At 64.7% G+C, this 18,528-nt stretch carries 18 protein-coding genes and 1 tRNA gene; 9 read left to right on the forward strand and 10 right to left on the reverse strand.

Annotated elements, in window-relative coordinates:
• Nucleotides 1-690: 690 nt before the first annotated feature.
• Nucleotides 691-954 carry a hypothetical protein gene (locus K1X41_RS04175; RefSeq protein ID WP_220175387.1) on the forward strand — a complete coding sequence of 88 codons (264 nt, stop codon included), beginning with the start codon at nucleotides 691-693 and terminating at the stop codon, nucleotides 952-954.
• The gene (locus K1X41_RS04180; protein WP_220175388.1) at nucleotides 951-1,400 is read left to right on the forward strand and encodes a hypothetical protein; all 450 of its coding nucleotides are present in this window, start codon (nucleotides 951-953) and stop codon (nucleotides 1,398-1,400) included. Before K1X41_RS04175 ends, K1X41_RS04180 begins: the two co-directional genes overlap by 4 nt.
• 174 nt (nucleotides 1,401-1,574) lie before the next feature.
• Here the strand turns inward: K1X41_RS04180 and K1X41_RS04185 are convergent, their stop codons facing one another.
• From K1X41_RS04185 to K1X41_RS04210, 6 genes are all read right to left on the reverse strand, one after another.
• Nucleotides 1,575-2,309 (reverse strand): DNA alkylation repair protein, encoded by a 735-nt coding sequence (locus K1X41_RS04185; RefSeq protein WP_220175389.1) that lies wholly within the window; start codon nucleotides 2,307-2,309, stop codon nucleotides 1,575-1,577.
• Nucleotides 2,310-2,488: 179 nt separating this feature from the next.
• Complete coding sequence (gene ilvC / locus K1X41_RS04190; RefSeq protein WP_396426510.1) at nucleotides 2,489-3,505, reverse strand: ketol-acid reductoisomerase; 1,017 nt, start codon at nucleotides 3,503-3,505, stop codon at nucleotides 2,489-2,491.
• A gap of 87 nt (nucleotides 3,506-3,592) precedes the next feature.
• On the reverse strand, nucleotides 3,593-4,102 hold the full coding sequence (gene ilvN, locus K1X41_RS04195) for an acetolactate synthase small subunit (protein WP_132204789.1): 510 nt from the start codon (nucleotides 4,100-4,102) through the stop codon (nucleotides 3,593-3,595).
• 2 nt (nucleotides 4,103-4,104) lie between these two features.
• On the reverse strand, nucleotides 4,105-5,904 hold the full coding sequence (locus tag K1X41_RS04200) for an acetolactate synthase large subunit (RefSeq protein WP_132204787.1): 1,800 nt from the start codon (nucleotides 5,902-5,904) through the stop codon (nucleotides 4,105-4,107).
• A gap of 94 nt (nucleotides 5,905-5,998) precedes the next feature.
• Entirely contained in the window at nucleotides 5,999-7,693 is a 1,695-nt protein-coding gene (ilvD, locus tag K1X41_RS04205; protein ID WP_132204785.1) for a dihydroxy-acid dehydratase, read from the reverse strand.
• Between the two features lie 109 nt (nucleotides 7,694-7,802).
• Nucleotides 7,803-8,045 (reverse strand): hypothetical protein, encoded by a 243-nt coding sequence (locus K1X41_RS04210; RefSeq protein ID WP_132204783.1) that lies wholly within the window; start codon nucleotides 8,043-8,045, stop codon nucleotides 7,803-7,805.
• Nucleotides 8,046-8,193: 148 nt separating this feature from the next.
• Between K1X41_RS04210 and K1X41_RS04215 the strand changes: the two genes are divergently transcribed.
• From K1X41_RS04215 to K1X41_RS04235, 5 genes are all read left to right on the forward strand, one after another.
• Nucleotides 8,194-8,403, forward strand: a complete 210-nt coding sequence (locus tag K1X41_RS04215) for a hypothetical protein (RefSeq protein WP_132204781.1) — start codon at nucleotides 8,194-8,196, stop codon at nucleotides 8,401-8,403.
• A 218-nt stretch (nucleotides 8,404-8,621) separates the two neighbouring features.
• On the forward strand, nucleotides 8,622-9,827 hold the full coding sequence (gene nhaA, locus K1X41_RS04220) for a Na+/H+ antiporter NhaA (protein ID WP_258566647.1): 1,206 nt from the start codon (nucleotides 8,622-8,624) through the stop codon (nucleotides 9,825-9,827).
• Nucleotides 9,828-9,944: 117 nt separating this feature from the next.
• A tRNA-Lys gene (locus K1X41_RS04225) sits at nucleotides 9,945-10,017 on the forward strand.
• A 276-nt stretch (nucleotides 10,018-10,293) separates the two neighbouring features.
• A complete protein-coding gene (locus tag K1X41_RS04230; RefSeq protein ID WP_220175391.1) occupies nucleotides 10,294-11,145 on the forward strand; it encodes an inositol monophosphatase family protein in 852 nt (283 codons plus the stop codon).
• Between the two features lie 8 nt (nucleotides 11,146-11,153).
• The gene (locus K1X41_RS04235) at nucleotides 11,154-11,471 is read left to right on the forward strand and encodes a DUF3054 domain-containing protein (RefSeq protein ID WP_309478069.1); all 318 of its coding nucleotides are present in this window, start codon (nucleotides 11,154-11,156) and stop codon (nucleotides 11,469-11,471) included.
• Between the two features lie 210 nt (nucleotides 11,472-11,681).
• Here K1X41_RS04235 and gap read toward each other — a convergent pair whose 3' ends face one another.
• The 3 genes from gap to K1X41_RS04250 form a co-directional block, all read right to left on the reverse strand.
• The gene (gap, locus tag K1X41_RS04240) at nucleotides 11,682-12,686 is read right to left on the reverse strand and encodes a type I glyceraldehyde-3-phosphate dehydrogenase (protein ID WP_132204775.1); all 1,005 of its coding nucleotides are present in this window, start codon (nucleotides 12,684-12,686) and stop codon (nucleotides 11,682-11,684) included.
• Between the two features lie 159 nt (nucleotides 12,687-12,845).
• Nucleotides 12,846-13,406: a dihydrofolate reductase family protein gene (locus K1X41_RS04245; RefSeq protein WP_220175392.1), complete on the reverse strand. Its 561-nt coding sequence runs from the start codon at nucleotides 13,404-13,406 to the stop codon at nucleotides 12,846-12,848.
• A 66-nt stretch (nucleotides 13,407-13,472) separates the two neighbouring features.
• Nucleotides 13,473-14,432: a GlxA family transcriptional regulator gene (locus tag K1X41_RS04250; RefSeq protein WP_132204771.1), complete on the reverse strand. Its 960-nt coding sequence runs from the start codon at nucleotides 14,430-14,432 to the stop codon at nucleotides 13,473-13,475.
• 251 nt (nucleotides 14,433-14,683) lie between these two features.
• On the opposite strand from K1X41_RS04250, the gene hutU reads away from it, so the two are divergent.
• A complete protein-coding gene (hutU, locus tag K1X41_RS04255; protein WP_133616119.1) occupies nucleotides 14,684-16,381 on the forward strand; it encodes a urocanate hydratase in 1,698 nt (565 codons plus the stop codon).
• Between the two features lie 67 nt (nucleotides 16,382-16,448).
• Nucleotides 16,449-17,672 carry an imidazolonepropionase gene (gene hutI / locus K1X41_RS04260; protein ID WP_220175393.1) on the forward strand — a complete coding sequence of 408 codons (1,224 nt, stop codon included), beginning with the start codon at nucleotides 16,449-16,451 and terminating at the stop codon, nucleotides 17,670-17,672.
• Between the two features lie 27 nt (nucleotides 17,673-17,699).
• Here the strand turns inward: hutI and K1X41_RS04265 are convergent, their stop codons facing one another.
• The gene (locus K1X41_RS04265; protein WP_220175394.1) at nucleotides 17,700-18,485 is read right to left on the reverse strand and encodes an IclR family transcriptional regulator; all 786 of its coding nucleotides are present in this window, start codon (nucleotides 18,483-18,485) and stop codon (nucleotides 17,700-17,702) included.
• Nucleotides 18,486-18,528: the final 43 nt, after the last annotated feature.

An 18,528-nucleotide genomic window follows, 5' to 3' on the forward strand; every position in this document is an offset into this window, starting at 1 on the left:
GCTACGGCTACGACGTGCTATTCGAATCCGCGCAGTACTGGCTCCGGCTGTGTAGTTGGCCACACGGATTCCGTCTCCAACGGATTGAAGAGTGCCGCAAGCGGGAGCTGCGTGACTGAGCGAACGAAGACCGTGACCCGCCCTCTTTCTGCACGTGTGGGAGTTGAAGCTTTCGCCTGGATCTTTGCGAAGGCTTCTGCAAGTGTGTCTGGCGGACGCTCGAACTCGAGGAGCACAGGTTCCAAGACCTCCGTTTCATTGAGAGTTCCTGCGAAAGAAGCAGTCACCTGTACCCGCGGCGTGGTGGCCAAATCATTGACGACAGCACGCACAGTTCCTTCGAAGAGATATCTCTACGATTCACGAAATCGTGTACGAGTCTTCACGTCATCCTCGAGCAATGTGGTGCGCGGAACCGCTCCGAATACCGCTCAATGGCGTCTCACATAGAGGCGCGGACTCGTGACGCACATTCGCTTGAGCGCAGTCACATGCGCCCTAATTCTCTCTGCCTTGGTGGGCTGTTCGCAGACGGATGAGCCAAGCGGTTCCGGCGTAGCTCGTACTTCACACCCTCAAGAGAGCCAAGCTGCACAGGACGCTGCAGCACTCACTGTTACTGCGGGCGACCACCAGTTGGGTCAACTCGACTCCAGCACACCTGATTCACTACAGCTGCGGATGGAGGGGGTGGAGAGCAATCGCTATGTCGTCTATGCGCTCTGCGACAGCGGCGGCGAACTCGGCATTTCGGTTGCAGGTACAGGAGATCTTGGTAACCAGTCATTTACGATCGCGTGCGACACCGTTACGCATCGATCAACGGTGATCTTTGACCCGGCCACGGCGCAACCAGACACACTCACCGTCAGGCCACCAGCGACCGGGCAGTGGACGGTCGTGTTGGCCTGGCAGGAATCTGATGACCTCCCTGAACAGATTGGCCACGAATGACTGGCAAGCAAGGAGGAGTCCTCGTCCTCGTCCTCGCGAGCCTGGTTTGCCTGACGAGTTGTGCGGATGCGGAGCCCCAGCCTTCCCAGCAGGAGGAGTTCCCGCTCTCCCCCTACTGGGGTGCGATCCTTCAGACAGATGAGGGTCTTCCGGGAAAGGCTCTGGGCGAGGACTCCGAATATGGTGATCGTGTCGCCGGACTGTCTGAATCGATGCAAAAAGCGCACTCAGATACGTTGTTCGGCACGATCGCCGAAGACGCGGTGAGCTCTGGGGACGGAGACAGTTCCGAGTTCAGCTGGAAAAATGCCGGGTGCGATGGTGCCGCCAAGCAAACGATGGAAAGCCAGTCTGGTTCTGTGTACGAGGAGGGACCAACCGGGCTTGGCCTCGTGCGGGCGTTTCGTAGTGCGGGCATGCGCTGCATCGTGGCCGCTTCGATCTGACGTCTGCACGGCAACGACTCTCGAAGTTGCCGCTGCGGCAGGGTATCCCGTGCCGGGAAGAGAAGACCTGGGCGGTCGCCCACTCGCTGTGGTGGCGGTGGCAGAAGTTTGATCGGCCCGGGCTGAGCTGCGCACGAGGCGGCTTCGTACCGGCGCTCTCCCGCTGCATCCGCCTCACCGCGCGGCGAGCACCGCCGCCCGCTGGCGCTCATCGAGGCGTCGCACTGCCTCGCGCAGCGTCACCCCGGACGCGCTCGCCGCGCGCGGCAGGATCCACTCATATACCTCGTCGGGGCGCTTGCGCGACATGTCGCGCAGCACCCACCCGATTGCTTTCCTGATGAAGAACTCCTTCTCATGCAGCATCGCGTCTGCATAGCGTCCGAATCGCGCGAAGTCGCCGCGCCCCTCCCGCAGCGGGATCAGCTGAGAGAGCAGTGCTGAGCGGCGGATCCAGAAATCCTCATCGTCCGCCCAGCGGTCAAGAATCGGACCGAACCCGGGCTCTCGCTCAGCAAGTGGGCCAACGACCGAGGCTGCCAGGCTGTCCACGAGCGCCCAGGTGCCAGACTCGCGCAGCAGCTGTTCCAGCAGCGCGGTGTCGCCGAACTCCAGCAGCGCAACATTCCGCTCCAGCAGTTCCGCCGCGGCCGCCCTGCGCTCGTGCACCGGAAGCGCGCCTGGCTCGGGCGGCGCCCACAGTTCCCTGACCATCGCCAGCAGTGCCGGCCGGTCGATGTCCGCGCCGCGCAGCGCGGTGCGCACCGCCACCCGCATCTGCGGCACCGTCACGCCGTAGTGGTCGATCGCACTCTTCAGATAGGCCCGCTCGCGCTCCGCCCGCTCCGGAGTCGCGCGCGATTTCAGCGCCGCGTCGACCTCGTGCACCCAGCGACTCACATCACCCATGCGCTCAGTGTACGCATGGCGTGCTGGTGACACCGCCCCCGGCGAGCACCGCCACACAGCACGAGCACTGCAACACAGCACAAGCACCGAAACACAGCACAAGCACCGCAACGCACACCGGGGGAACACAGCGGGGCCCCGAGGATCACTCCCCGGGGCCCCGCTGTCACTGCGACTGCTTAGCGCGCTGCGCTACCGTCGACGTAGTCCGAGTCAGCCTGCTTCCAAGCGAACAGGCTGCGCAGCTCGCGGCCCGTCGTCTCGATCGGGTGCTTCTCAGCCTTCGCACGGAGCTCGAGGAACTCGGTGCCGCCGTTGTCCTGATCCTCGATGAAGCGCTTCGCGAATGCACCCGATTGGATGTCCGCGAGAACAGCCTTCATGTTCTCCTTGACGGAGGGATCAACGACGCGCGGGCCGGAGACGTAGTCGCCGTACTCGGCCGTGTCGGACACCGACCAGCGCTGCTTGGCGATGCCGCCCTCCCACATGAGGTCAACGATGAGCTTGAGCTCGTGCAGCACCTCGAAGTAGGCGATCTCGGGCTGGTAGCCAGCCTCGGTCAGCGTCTCGAAGCCGTACTGGACGAGCTGCGAGGTGCCGCCGCAGAGGACAGCCTGCTCGCCGAAGAGATCCGTCTCGGTCTCCTCGGTGAAGGTCGTCTTGATGACGCCGGCGCGGGTGCCGCCGATTGCCTTTGCGTACGACTTCGCGGTCTCCCACGCGGTGCCCGTTGCATCGGTCTCAACAGCGATGATGTCGGGGATGCCACGGCCGGCCTCGAACTCGCGGCGCACCGTGTGGCCGGGAGCCTTGGGGGCTACGAGGATCACGTCGACGCCCTCGGGCGCCTCGATGTAGCCGAAGCGAATGTTGAAGCCGTGTGCAAACGCAAGGGTCTTGCCAGCGGTCAGCTGATCCTTGATCGACTCGGTGTAGATGGTGCGCTGGTGCTGGTCCGGAGCAAGGATCATGATGAGGTCAGCCCAGGCCGAAGCCTCAGCAACGGTCTTCACCGTGAACCCGGCCTCTTCGGCCTTCTGGATCGACTTCGACCCTTCTTTGAGGGCGATAACAACCTCAACGCCCGAGTCGCGCAGGTTCATTGCGTGCGCGTGTCCCTGGGAGCCGTAGCCAACGACAGCTACTTTCTTGCCCTGGATGATCGACAGGTCAGCATCAGCGTCGTAGTACATCTCAGCCACTGGATTTCTCCTTTGTTTTCGGTTCGGTTCTGCGCGGTTCGCGCACGTGTGAGCGGGTCGCGTGGCGCGACCACGCGGTTAGTTTTTAAATACTCGTTCGGTGATCGACTTGGATCCGCGCCCCATGGCGATGAGCCCTGACTGCGCAATCTCCTTGATCCCGTAAGGCTCGAGCACCTTGAGGAAGGCGTCGATTTTCCCGGAATCCCCCGTCACCTCAATGGTGACCGCGTCGGGAACGACGTCCACGACGCGCGCCCGGAACAGGTTCACTGCTTCCAGCACGTGCGACCGCGACTGATTGTCGGCGCGCACCTTGATCAGCACGTGTTCGCGCTGCACAGAGCTCGATTCATCGAGCTCCACGATCTTGATGACGTTGACCAGCTTGTTGAGCTGCTTAGTGACCTGCTCCAGCAGGACCTCGTCCTGATCGACGACGACAGTGATCCGCGACAGGCCGCGCATCTCCGTCGGGCCAACCGCGAGTGACTCGATGTTGAAGCCGCGGCGGGCGAAGAGGCCGGCGACGCGAGTCAGCAGACCGGGCTTGTCCTCTACGAGGAGGCTGAGAACGTGACGGCTCATGGTTACTCTTCCTCCCACTCGGGGGCGTGCTCAAGGGCATACTGGATATCGCTGTTCGAAGTGCCCTGCTGGACCATCGGCCACACCATCGCGTCCGCGCTCACGACGAAGTCGATCACCACGGGGCGATCGTTCGTTTCCAGAGCGAGCTTGATCGCGTCGTCGAGCTGATCCTCACGTTCTACGCGGATCGCGAGGCAACCGTACGCCTCACCCAGCTTCACGAAGTCGGGCACGCGGCTTGAGCCGTGGCCCGTGTTGAGCTCAGTGTTCGAGTACCGGCCGTCATAGATCAGCGTCTGCCACTGGCGCACCATGCCGAGTGAGGAGTTGTTAATGACCGCGACTTTGATGGGGATGTTGTTCACCACGCAGGTGGCGAGCTCCTGATTGGTCATCTGGAAACAGCCGTCGCCGTCGATCGCCCACACAGTGCGCTCGGGTTCTGCGACCTTTGCACCCATCGCAGCAGGAACTGAGTAGCCCATCGTGCCTGCGCCACCCGAGTTCAACCACGCGTTCGGGCGTTCATACTTGATGAACTGCGCGGCCCACATCTGGTGCTGACCAACGCCAGCGACGTACACGCCCTCTGGCCCGGTGAGTTCCCCGATGCGCTGGATGACGCGCTGCGGCGCAAGGAGCCCGTCGCTCGTCTCGGTGTACCCAAGCGGGAATTTCTCCTGCAGTGCGCGAAGCCGCTTCCACCACGCCGAGGTGTCGGCGCAGTCACGACTGACCTTCTCGGTCGAGACAGCGGCGATCAGGTCGGCAATCACGTCTGCAGCGTCGCCCACGATCGGCACATCCGCGGCGCGGATCTTGCCGATCTCAGCCGGGTCGATGTCCGCATGAATCACCTTCGCATCGGGGGCAAAGAGATCAGCCTTGCCGGTCACGCGATCGTCGAAGCGGGCGCCGAGTGTGATGAGGAGGTCGGCTTCTTGCAAAGCCAACACTGCGGGAACGGTGCCGTGCATTCCCGGCATGCCCATGTGCTGCGGGTGCGAATCGGGGAACACTCCGCGCGCCATCAGCGTGGTGACCACGGGGGCACCGACGAGCTCGACGAGCTGCAGCAGTTCTTCAGATGCGCCCGCGCGGCCAACTCCGCCACCGACGTAGAACACGGGGCGCTCAGCCGCAGCAATGAGATCGGCGGCAGCCTGAATCTGCTTGCTGTTCGCTTTCGTGATGGGGCGGTAGCCCGCGAGATCCACCTGGGGATCCCACACGAAATCGAACTCGCCCTGCTGCGCATCCTTCGTGATGTCGACGAGCACGGGGCCCGGGCGACCGGTGGACGCGAGATGGTAGGCGGCAGCGAGCGCAGCCGGCACCTCCTCAGCTGTCTTCACGAGGAAGGAGTGCTTGGTGATCGGCATGGTGATTCCGACGATGTCGGCTTCCTGGAACGCGTCCGTGCCCATGAGGTGCGAGAACACCTGCCCGGTGATCGCGAGCAGCGGCACGGAATCCATGTAGGCATCGGCAATCGCGGTGACGAGGTTGGTTGCGCCAGGGCCTGAGGTCGCGATACACACGCCGACCTCGCCGCTCGCCGAGGCGAAGCCCTCGGCCGCATGGCCACCGCCCTGCTCATGGCGCACCAGAATGTGACGCAGATGTTCCGCATCCATCAGCGCGTCGTAGAGCGGCAAGACTGCGCCGCCCGGCAGCCCGAACACACTCGGCACGCCGAGCGCCTCAAGGCTTCGGACAACCGCCTGAGCACCGGTCATCCGCTCGCCGCGCGCAGCTGCGGGCTGCTGGGGTGAAGTTGTACTCGAATCCAAGGTCATAGCTTGCTTTCGTGTTCGAAGGGGTGACGCGATACACGGGCGACGGCTCCGCGGTCGAAACGCACGAAGCCGTCACGCAGAGTTGCTCGCAGCTCTAGCCAGTAACGGCGCCCTCGGAGGCGGATCGCACCAGCTTGGAGTACTTCGCGAGTACGCCACGCGTGTAACGCGGTGGAAGCGGGGCCCAGTTTGCTCGGCGGGCCTCTAGCTCAGCGGGTTCTACCAGCAGATCGAGCGTTCGTGCGGCGATATCGACCCGAATCAGGTCACCGTCGCGAACCAGAGAAATCGGACCGCCGTCCGTAGCCTCTGGCGCAATATGTCCGATACACAGGCCGGTTGTGCCGCCTGAGAATCGTCCGTCCGTCAATAGTAGTACATCTTTTCCGAGCCCAGCGCCCTTAATAGCACCGGTGATGGCGAGCATCTCACGCATTCCGGGGCCTCCCTTAGGCCCTTCGTAGCGAATCACAACGATATCGCCCTTACCGATCTTTCCCTCGGTCAGCGCGTCCATCGCTGCGCGCTCCCGCTCGAACACCCGCGCGGGGCCCTCGAACTGCTCGGCATCGAAGCCCGCCGTCTTCACTACGGCACCCTCGGGAGCGAACGACCCATGGAGGATCGTCAGGCCACCGGTCGCGTGAATCGGATCATCGAGCTGGTGGATCACTTCGCCGTCAATCGGATCCGGATTCAGCTCTGCGAGGTTCTCGGCCATCGTCTTGCCGGTCACCGTCATCACGTCACCGTGCAGCAGTCCAGCGTCGAGCAGCGCCTTCAGGATCACCGGCACACCGCCCTGGCGATCGATGTCGGCCATAACGTACTTGCCGAAGGGCTTCATGTCCGCGAGGTGCGGGACCTTCTCGCCAATCCGGTTGAAGTCTTCCAGCGTGAGGTCGACCTCTGCCTCGCGGGCGATGGCGAGCAGGTGCAGCACCGCGTTCGTCGATCCGCCGTAGGCCATCAGAAGCGTGATGGCATTTTCGAAGGCCTTCTTCGTGAGAATGTCACGCGCGGTGATACCCAAGCGCAGCATGTTTACCACGGCCTCGCCCGAGCGGTGGGCGAAGTAGTCGCGACGACGATCAGCAGAAGGCGGTGCAGCGGAGCCAGGAAGGCTCATTCCGAGTGCTTCAGCAATCGACGCCATCGTATTGGCGGTGTACATGCCACCGCAGGCGCCCTCTCCCGGAGCAATCGCGCACTCGATGCGCTTGAGGTCTTCTTCAGACATCGTGCCGGCCTTGCACGCCCCCACCGCTTCGAAGGCGTCAATGATCGTGACTTCCTTCTCGGTGCCGTCGGTGAGCTTCACCCAGCCCGGAGCAATCGATCCTGCGTAGAGGAAGACGCTGGCGAGATCGAGGCGCGCCGCAGCCATCAGCATGCCTGGCAGCGACTTGTCGCACCCAGCGAGCAGCACCGTTCCATCGAGGCGCTCAGCCATCACGACAGTCTCAACCGAGTCAGTAATGACCTCTCGGGAGACGAGCGAGAAGTGCATGCCCTCGTGGCCCATTGAAATGCCGTCAGACACAGAAATCGTGCCGAACTGCAGCGGGTAGCCGCCACCGGAGTGGACTCCCTCTTTCGCACCCTGTGCGAGGCGATCCAGGCTCAAGTTGCACGGGGTGATTTCGTTCCAAGACGACGCAATGCCGATCTGGGGCTTGTCCCAGTCCTCGTCACCCATGCCAACTGCACGAAGCATGCCTCGAGCTGCAGCCTTTTCGATCCCATCGGTGACGTCGCGACTCCGCGGCTTCATGTCAATCTCTGCCATGCGCCCAGTCTATGCCCTCGCACATGCCGGAGCGGAGACGGAATGCGGCCCGAAAACCAGTGAAAGCGCCGCGAGCCGAGGCCCGAGACGCTTTCACGCGTGAGGTTGGCTACTTGCCGATTGCCGGCAGGAGCGTGAACGGCAGGGCGAAGCCGATAATCGTGGCGGCCAGGCCTCCGATGAAGAAGAACTGCTCCCCCGCGGCTCCCAGGGTCGGGTTAAAGCCATAGCTCATCAGCACAAAGCCACCGATGGAAAGCACCATCGAGAGGATGAACACGATCGCCGTGATGGCGCCTACTCCGCCCCGCGAGCTTTCCTCGAACAGCGCACCATTACTCTGCGAGCTCATCCACTCACTCCTTCACTCGATTGGCGGGTGCCCCCGCAAAGAATCACGCTCCGCTCACGCGAAGTCCGTTCCTCAAGGGTATCGCAATCAAGCGCGCGGGCACTGCTGCGCGTTAGGCTGAGCTGCACAGCAGGAGAACGGAGTCATCGTGGCGATCGGAAAGTACATCACCAACCCCGGAGTACTGGGTGCGGCCGTCGGCGCCGTGGGCACTGCGCGCCGGGCAGGAAGCATGCGTCGCGATTGGCGTCGCTACATCGTGTGGGGCGTTTGGCTCGCCGGTCTCGCTCTCGCAATTGCGAGCGTTGCGATGCAGGACGAAGACCGCGACGCGGACGCGCGGCAAAAGTCCGCCTGACGAACTCACGCGTGAACCGGTAGGCTGGCACGCGGTGCGTCGGGAAGTCTGGTCGACAAAGGTGTCAACTGTCCCCGAACGAAGGCAAATACATGAGCCACTCTCCGCAGTCCCCTGCACCGCACGATTCGCAGCCACAGGCTGAGGGAGCACCGGACGCAGCACCGCCGTCTGTGGCGCGTTCGCCGCGTGCACGGCGTCGCCGGACACTCTCGTTGGTGAGCAAACGCGAGGCAGCGCGCGTGAGCAGGCTCCTCCGCGCCGAAGTGGTGGGCGGCGTGATTGTCATGATCGCGGCGCTCCTTGGATTTATCGCCGCAAACAGCCCGCTCGCTGAGGGCTATTTTGCCCTGCGTGAGACCAAGATCGGGCCCGAGACGCTCGGGCTCCACATCAGTGTCGGCCACTGGGCGTCAGACGGCCTGCTCGCAATCTTCTTCTTCATGGTCGGCCTCGAACTCAAACGCGAGTTCGTCTCGGGAGCCCTGAGCAAATTCTCCACCGCGATCGTGCCGGTTGCGGCGGCATTTGGCGGTGTCGCACTCCCGGCACTCGCCTACATTGCGTTCACCGCTGGCACCCCAGCTGCGCACGGCTGGGCGATTCCTACGGCGACCGACATCGCGTTTGCGGTGGCCGTGCTCGGCCTGATCGCGCCGCGGATTCCACCGGCGTTGCGCATGTTCTTGCTCACTCTCGCGGTGGTCGACGATCTCATCGCGATTTCAATTATCGCGATCTTCTATACAGAGAACATTCAGTTCTTGCCACTCGCGCTGGCACTCATCCCGCTCGCGCTATATGCCTTCATCGCGCACCGGTTCTCCGCACGACTCGCACGTTCGACATGGGGTCCGTGGTTGATCTTGCTTCCGCTCGGCATAGTCGCTTGGGCGCTCTTCTACTCTTCTGGTATCCACGCCACGATCGCCGGCGTCGTGCTGGCGTTCCTTGTGCCAGTCAACGGGCGGCAGGGCACCCAGCTTGCGGAGACATTTGAGCATCGTTTCCGCCCGCTCTCCACCGGAATCGCCGTGCCGATCTTCGCGTTCTTCGCAGCCGGAGTTGCCGTCGGCGGAGCGTCCAGGTTCCCGTTCGATCCGATTGCAATCGGCATCATGGTGGGTCTGGTGATCGGGAAGCCCATCGGTATCGCTCTCGTGACGTGGATACTCACCCGCTTCACGCGCGCTGAACTCGATTCCGCGGTGAGCTGGCGCGAGCTCATCGGTGTGGGCGCGCTCGCTGGTGTGGGGTTCACCGTGTCGCTCCTGGTCACGGATCTCAGCTTCTCCGACCCCGGCGATGCAGACACCGCACGGCTGGCAGTGATGGTCGGCTCCCTCATCGCTGTCGGAGTCTCTGCCCTATTCCTGGTGCGCAAGGCACGGGCCCACCCCATCAGAGCTTCGCGGGAATTCTGAACGCTCCACGGTCGCGACGCGCGCGGGATAACCGCCGGGATTTGAACGCCGCGTCGCGATCGTGTTAGAGTTTCATCCGTTGCGCAGCCGGGTTTGTCTCGGATGAACAGCAGTTACGCGCCTTTAGCTCAGTTGGTAGAGCAGCTGACTCTTAATCAGCGGGTCCACGGTTCGAGCCCGTGAGGGCGCACAGGGCAGGCCCGAGATCATTGCGATCTCGGGCCTTTTGCGTTGTATGCGGTCGCGGCTCGCGTTCCGGGCGCCTCCTCCTCGCGGGTCCCGAGCGCCGCTCCCCGAGCTTCGGCCGGACACCGGACAGCAGGCCCAGCTCTGCTATCGTTTTCAGAAGGTACGAGCTTCTCTGAATTCCTGTACCGATCAGCTATTCACGAAGCCCGGCGTTCTGTGCCGGGCTTTTCTCTTACCCGGACTGACACTTCACTTGCCGTTCATGGAGGCCGCCCGAATGACCGCTCCGCTCCCCACTCCGTTCCAGGAAACACTGCCCGCCGCGTCCCGTGACCTCGCGTTTGCACTGGCACTCGCAGACCTCGCGGACGCGGTCTCGCTGCCGCGTTTCCGGGCCGCTGATCTGGCAGTCTCCACGAAGCCGGACCGTACATACGTCACCGACGCCGACCAGGCCGTCGAGCGCGTGATCCGCGAGCGTATCGAGGCCGAAATGCCAGAGGACAGCTTTCTCGGCGAGGAGTCTGGCACGAACGAGCGCGGCACGCGGCGCTGGATCATCGACCCGATTGACGGAACCGCGAACTTCCTGCGCGGCGTGCCCAACTGGGCGACGCTGATCGCGCTCGAAGTTGACGGTGTGCAGACCGTCGGCGTCGTCTCAGCACCAGCGTTCGGCGCTCGCTGGTGGGCAGAGACTGGCGGCGGCGCCTGGGGTCAGCAGGGAGGGGCGGAGCCCCGGCGTCTCCGCGTCTCCGGTGTCCAGGAAATCGAGCACGCATCGCTGTCGTTCCAGAGTATTGAGCAGTGGGACCTCGCCGGGTACCTCACACCCCTGATCGCACTCAGCCGCGCGGTGTGGCGGGATCGTGCCTACGGTGACATGTGGTCCTACATGCTGCTCGCCGAAGGTCTCGTCGACATCGTCGCCGAGTTCGATGTCAAGCCGTATGACCTGGCGGCGCTCGTGCCAATTGTGCGGGAGGCGGGCGGCCGGTTCACAGACATCTCCGGTGCGGACAGCGCTTGGAACGGAAGCTCGCTCGCGACAAACGGCGCGCTGCACGACGCAGTGCTCGCAGTGGTCACTGACGCGCGCGACGCGGGCGCGCACCAGGCCAACGCGTGAGGCGCCCTGTGACTCGCGCCGCAGCGCAGCAGCGCTTTGCCCACCCCGTCCGCGCTGCTCTTCTCGCGCTCGCGGCTGATGCAGCGCTCGTGCTGCTCTTTTCCGGACTCGGCCGTGGCAGCCATGCGCGCGAGGCGACCGTGCTCGGTCTGCTGGAAACCGCCTGGCCGTTCCTTGCAGGGCTCGCAATCACGTGGATTTCGGCGCGGATTTCACAGCGGCCCCTCGCAGTGCTGAACTCCGGACTTCCCGTGTGGATCGGCGCCGCCGGCATCGGCCTGCTGCTGCGGTGGTGGACTGGCGGGGCGTGGCGCTCCCGTTCGTGATCGTGACGTTCCTCACGCTCGGCCTCTTTCTGATCGGCTGGCGCGCGATTGCCGCCCTCGTGATCCGGCTGCGCGCACCGCGGGCCTAGCGCGACCCCTGCGGGGCTCGTGCACACACCACAAGACCCCTCACCCAGCCGGAGCTGGGTGAGGGGTCTTGTGGTGTGTGCACCGCCGGCCGGGCACAGCCGACGGTGCACGTGCGTGTGACTACCCCGCGGCCAGCAGTTCGAGGGCCGCCGTTGCGCGGTTTGAGAATCCCCACTCATTGTCGTACCAGGCCACAACCTTGACGTGTGTGCCGTCGACGTGGGTGAGCTCCGAATCAAAGATTGATGAGTGCGCGTTGCCGACGATATCGGTCGATACAAGCGGCTCCTCCGAGTACTCGAGCACGCCAAGCAGCGGGCCTTCTGTGGCGGCGGTGCGATATGCGGCGAGCACCTCGTCGCGCGTGACCTCGCGAGCGACGGTGGCGTGGAGTTCAACGATCGAGCCAACGGGGATCGGCACGCGCAGCGAACTGCCCGAGAGCTTCCCGTCGAGCTGCGGCAGCACAAGGCCGATGGCCTTCGCCGCACCCGTCGAAGTTGGCACAATATTCAGGGCCGCGGCGCGAGCTCGGCGCAGATCGTCGTGCGGTGCGTCTTGGAGGCGCTGATCCTGCGTGTAGGCGTGGACCGTGCTCATAGAACCGTATTCGATCCCGGCAAGGCTGTCGAGCACCTGTGCGAGTGGGGCGAGTGCGTTCGTGGTGCACGAGGCGTTCGAGACGATGTGATGCTGCGCGGGATCATAGAGGTGATCGTTGACGCCGACGACGATGGTGAGATCCGCGCCCTTCGACGGGGCGCTCACGAGCACGCGCTTCGCGCCAGCGTCAATGTGCTGCTGAGCGGCGTCGGCCGCGGTGAAGAAGCCGGTGGATTCGAGTACGACGTCGACGCCGAGTTCTCCCCACGGCAGGTTGGCGGGAGAACGCTCGGCAAAGATCCTGATCCGACGATCGCCGACCACGAGGTCATCGCCGTCAATTGCGACGTCCCACGGCAGTGCGCCGTACAGGCTGTCTCGCTTGAGCAGGTGCGCAAGCGTTCCGTTGTCGGTGAGGTCGTTGATTGCGACCACTTCAAGTTCGCTTCCCTGGTCAAGGATCGCGCGCAGCACGCCTCGCCCAATTCGTCCGAACCCATTGATTGCCACACGACCGGTCATCAGTCCCCGTTTCCTTTCCGCCGCACACTGCGGGCCCTACAGCATCTACTTTGGCCTGCTTCAGAGCCGAGAACCAGTGGCGCTAATGCCATCCTTCGAAACAATCTTGCCAAGGTCTCGTCATCGCGACGAAACACACGGAGCGTGCGTGACGATCTGCTATTTCACCACGTCGTAGACGACTTTGGACACTCCGTTGCCGTACATCTCGTGCTCCGCCACCGTGAGTCGCTGCGTCGGCTGATCGCGCGCGCTAAACAGGCGCTCTCCGGCGCCGAGCAGCACGGGAAATACCAGCAAGTGGTACCGGTCGACAAGACCCGCGTCGGCAAGCGCGCGGCCCAGTTCAAGACTGCCATGCACGAGAATCGGGCCGCCATCGCCGGCTTTCAGTTCCGCGACCTCATCCAGCGAGCGCAGGATCGTCGCTGGCCAGCGGTCGTCCTCGTGCTCCAGACTGGAGGAAACGACGTAGCGCGGCATCGCGTTGTACCCGGCGAAGTCGTCCATCGTCGGCCACACCGGCGCGAAGGCTTCGTAGCTGCGGCGGCCGAGCAACAGCGCTCCCGCCTCGCCCTGCTCCCGGCCCTTGATCTCATAGGCCGCCGGATCAAACTCGACATCTTTGAACGTCCATCCCGCATTGCGGTAGTCGCCGTCGCCAGGCCCTTCGGCCACACCGTCAGCCGAGAGAAAGGCGGTAATGATGAGTTGGCGCATGAGGCCCCCGTTCGCACACGATACCGACGGCGGACACCGCCGGAATAGCGCCGATTCTACGCTTCATCAAGCCACTACAGGTGACTCACCTGCCCGGGAAAAGGTCTTGCGATAGTCCGACGGCGTGGTACCCAGCACGCGACGGAAGTACCGGCGCAAGTTGGTGGCGGTGCCGAGCCCGACAGTGGAGGCGATCTCGTCGATTCCAAGATCCGTCTCCTCTAACAGCTCACGAGCGCGGTCAACCCTGGCACGCATGATCCACTGCATGGGCGCGTAGCCGGTTTCGTCACGGAACCTGCGCGAGAACGTGCGGGAAGAGACGCGTGCATGCGCCGCGAGCTGCGCGATTCCGAGTGGCTCACCCAGGTGCAATAGGGCCCAGTCGCGGGTCACAGTGAAGCGTTCGCCGTGGGATTCTGGCACACCCTGTGGCACGAACTGCGCTTGTCCCCCACTGCGGTAGGGCGCAGCGACGAGCCGGCGGGCAGCGTGGTTCGCGACCGCCATGCCTGCTTCTTTCCGCAGTATATGCAGACAGAGGTCGATCCCGGACGCGGCTCCTGCCGAGGTGAGCACGGACCCTTCATCGACGAAGAGCACCCGCTCGTCAACGTGGACCTCGGGGTAGCGCTCGGCGAGCGCCTGTGAGTAGTGCCAGTGCGTGGTGGCGCGTCGTCCGTCGAGCAGCCCGGTCTCCGCGAGCGCAAAGGCCCCTGTCGAGATCGCCGCCAACCTGGCACCCCGCTCGTGGGCTGTCAGGAGCGCACGAGTGAGCGCCTGCGGCGGTCGCTCCCGATCAGGCTCGCGATAGCCCGGCACAAAGACCAGGTCGGCAGTCTCGAGCGCCTCAAGACCGTGCTCAACGTGGTACGACAGGCCGTCGCCTCCTGTGATCAGACCAGGATGCACACCGCATACGTCGACGGTGTACGGCATGCTGGCCCGCGCGGTAAACACCTGAGCCGGGATCCCGACATCGAGGGGTTTTGCCCCCTCCAGCACCACGACAGCAACTCGCCTCATGAGTCCAGCGTAGAGGCTGCACGGGAACACTGGTCGTTGCCGCACTGCTCGACGCGGCCCAAACCGGGGTTTCAGCACAGCTGGCCCCCTGTTGCCCGTCGGCTGAGCGGACGCCACGGCGACGCCCGACACTACGAGTCTGGGATTCCAGACAGGACCGCCCGCGAGCGCGTTGTTCGGCAGAGCTCGGCACGATGAGATGGATCCAGAGCGCTGCACCGCTGCAGCGCCGCTCCTGAAAGGACTCCCTCATGTCTCTCCCCGGCGCCCGTCCCGTCCGCGCACCGCGCGGCACCGAACTCTCCGCGAAGAGCTGGCAGACCGAGGCTCCGTTGCGGATGCTCATGAACAACCTCGACCCCGAGGTCGCTGAGCGCCCTGACGACCTCGTCGTTTACGGTGGTACTGGGCGCGCAGCCCGCAGCTGGGGTGCCTTCGACGCGATCGTCGACACCCTCCGCGATCTCGAAGACGATGAGACCCTGCTCGTGCAGTCGGGCAAGCCAGTTGGGGTGTTTCGCACGAACCCCTGGGCGCCACGGGTCCTCATCGCGAACTCAAACCTTGTCGGCGACTGGGCCAACTGGCCGGAGTTTCGCCGCCTCGAGGCCGAAGGCCTCATCATGTACGGCCAGATGACAGCGGGGTCCTGGATCTACATCGGCACCCAGGGCATCCTGCAGGGTACTTTTGAGACCTTCGCTGCGATCGCGCGCAAGCGCTTCGGCGGCTCGCTGGCGGGCACGATCACACTCACCGGTGGGTGCGGCGGGATGGGCGGCGCACAGCCCCTCGCCGTCACTCTGAACGACGGCGCGTGCCTCATCGTCGACGTCGACGAGACGCGCCTCCAGCGCCGTGTCAGCAAGCGCTACCTTGACGAGGTCGCCACTGACCTCGACGACGCGCTCACAAAGGTGCAGCTCGCGAAAGCCGAGCGCCGGGGCTGGTCCGTCGGGCTCGTCGGGAACGCTGCCGAAGTGTTCCCTGAGATCCTGCGCCGCCACCGCGCGGGTGAGCTCACGATCGATATCGTCACGGATCAAACCAGCGCGCACGACCCGCTCTCATACCTTCCGATCGGCTACGACGTGGCGGATCGCCTCGCACGAGCCGAAGCCGATCCTGAGGGGTTCACGCGCGATGCACGCGCTGCGATGGCAGCGCAAGTACAGGCCATGGTCGAGTTTCAGGACGCTGGCTCCGAGGTGTTCGACTATGGCAACTCGATCCGAGATGAAGCTCGACACGGCGGCTACGAACGCGCATTCGAGTTCCCCGGTTTCGTGCCGGCCTACATTCGACCACTGTTCTGCGAGGGGCTCGGGCCCTTCCGCTGGGCCGCGCTCTCGGGCGACCCTGAGGACATCCGGGTGACGGACGAAGCGCTCCTGGAGCTGTTCCCCGATGACGCGCACCTGCACCGCTGGATCCGTGCCGCACAAGAGCGCGTTGAGTTCGAGGGGCTCCCCGCCCGCATCTGTTGGCTAGGGTACGGCGATCGCGCGAAGGCCGCCGTGCGATTCAACGAGCTCGTCGCAGAGGGCAAGCTGAAGGCGCCGATCGTGATCGGGCGCGACCACCTCGATTCCGGATCCGTTGCATCGCCATACCGCGAGACCGAGGCGATGGCAGACGGATCCGACGCGATTGCCGACTGGCCGCTGTTGAACGCACTGACGGCAACGGCGTCGGGCGCCACCTGGGTGTCACTCCACCACGGCGGTGGTGTCGGTATCGGCCGCTCCATCCACGCCGGCCAGGTTGCCGTTGCCGATGGCACACCGCTCGCAGCAGAAAAGCTCGCGCGGCTCCTCACGAACGACCCGGGAATGGGCGTGATCCGTCACGTGGATGCCGGCTACCAGCGCGCGGCAGACGTCGCCGACGAGCGCGGCGTGCGAATCCCGATGGCTCCCGTGATTCGTAATACCGACACGGCCTGGTAATCCGGCACACCAAGGACCAACACTGAGCGGGCTTGCCGACGTCCGCCGCCCTGGGAGAATCGACACTATGACGCACACGCAGCTGATCGACAACATCGGCGAACTCACGACCAACGATCCGTCGTTGGGCGCCGGAATCGGAGGCAGAATCAGTGGCGCTGCTGTGGTGATCGAGGACAACAGGATCGCCTGGGTGGGGCCAGCGTCACAGGCTCCAGCGGCAGACGAGCGCTTTGACGCAGCCGGGCGGGCACTCCTGCCCGGCTGGGTCGATTCGCACACGCACCTCGTATTCGCAGGCGACCGCACTGCAGAGTTCGAGGCGCGCATGGCGGGTGAGTCCTACGCAGCGGGCGGAATCAACGTCACCGTCGCGGCGACGCGAGCTGCCTCTGACGAGGCGCTCGCGGCGAATCTCGATCGGCTCGTCACTGAGGCCCGTCGCGGCGGTACGACGACGCTCGAAACCAAGACCGGCTACGGCCTCACTGTCGCTGATGAGGTGCGCTCTGCCCAGATTGCCGGCCAGATCGTCGACGCGGTCACGTTCCTCGGCGCGCATGTGGTGCCTGCTGAGGCTGATCCCGTGGACTACCTCGCACTCGTGACGGGTCCGATGCTCGATGCTGTGGCCCCGTATGTGACCGCCGTGGACGTGTTCTGTGAGGCGGGTGCCTTCGACCGGGCCGCCTCCGCGCGCGTGCTTGAGGCCGCAGGAGCACGCGGGCTCGCGACTCGAGTGCACGGCAATCAGCTGGGACACGGACCTGGTGTGCAACTCGCAGTGGAACACGGTGCCCTCAGCGTCGACCACGTGGGGTTCCTCGACGACGCCGATGTTGCCACGCTCGCCGACTCCTGGCGCGGTGGCGGCCACGGTACGGTCGCGACGGTGCTTCCCGCGTGCGATCTCTCCACGCGGATGCCACTCGCACCGGCCCGGCAGCTCCTGGATGCAGGCGTCACGGTCGCCATTGCGTCGAATGGCAATCCCGGCACGTCTTACACGAGCTCAATGGCGTTCTGTGTGGCCACCGCTGTCCTCCAGATGCGGCTCACCATCCAGGAGGCCGTGCATGCAGCAACCCGGGGTGGCGCGATCGCGCTGGGCATGCACGAGGACGGATGGCTCGATCCGCGGGGAATCGCACAGCCGCGCGTCGGCGTGATCGCCGAGGGCGCCCGCGCAGATCTTCACCTGCTCGATGCCCCTGCGGCCACCCACCTCGCCTACCGCCCTGGCATGCCGCTCACCGCGGCTGTGTGGCGAGCAGGGACGCGCATCGTCTAGTGCCACGGGCCTCCACAGCGGTGGCGGTCAGTGCGCCGGGCGTCCGTGGATCCGGCTCGAGAGCGATTCAGCGGCCTCGTGGAGCTCAGCCGCGAGGCCGCTGAACGCGGCTTCGGTGAGCTCCTCATCGCGGAAGGTCAGCGCAATTGCCGCGACCGGCCAACTGCGGTGGTCGAGCACCGGAACCGCAATCGAGGAGATCCCGAGGGTCACCGCGCCACGCTCGATGGCATACCCGCGGGTCAGCGTCGCGTCGAGCAGCGAGCGTAGCTTCGAGTAGCGGTCGATCACTGGCTCAGCTGCGGCGTCGTGGCGCTGCACGAACGCGCCTCGATCCGGGTACAGCGCGCGCACTTGCGCCTTGGGAAGTGCGGCGAGGATCGCCCGCCCGCTCGCGGTGAGATGCATTGGGAGCCGCACATCAACGTCGGAGACGAGCGCTGCACCCCCACGGACGCGCTCCTCGATCACGTACAGCACATCTCTGCCGTGCGGCACTGCGAGGTGCCCGCTCGCCTGCACACGATCAACGAGTCCCGACATCAGCGGCCGTCCGATGCGGGCCAGCGGTTCCTGGCGCGCATACGCCGAGCCCAGTTCCAGCGCGGCGATCCCTAGCCCGTAGCGCTGCTCATCCGGAAGGTGCATCACGAAGCCGTGCTCCTGCAGTGTCGCGAGCAGGTGGTACACCGTTGATCGGGGAAGGCCAAGCTGGGTTGCGATCATCGATGCTGGCAGCGGCCCACGCGCCGTGCTGAGATGACGGAGGATCCGCAGCGTGTGATCCGCAGCGGGCACCTTCACGTCCTTCATACTCGGAAACTCTAGTACCCGAGGGGGTGGACGACAGAGATTC

It is taken from the genome of Leucobacter luti, from assembly GCF_019464495.1.
Taxonomy (GTDB): domain Bacteria; phylum Actinomycetota; class Actinomycetes; order Actinomycetales; family Microbacteriaceae; genus Leucobacter; species Leucobacter luti_A.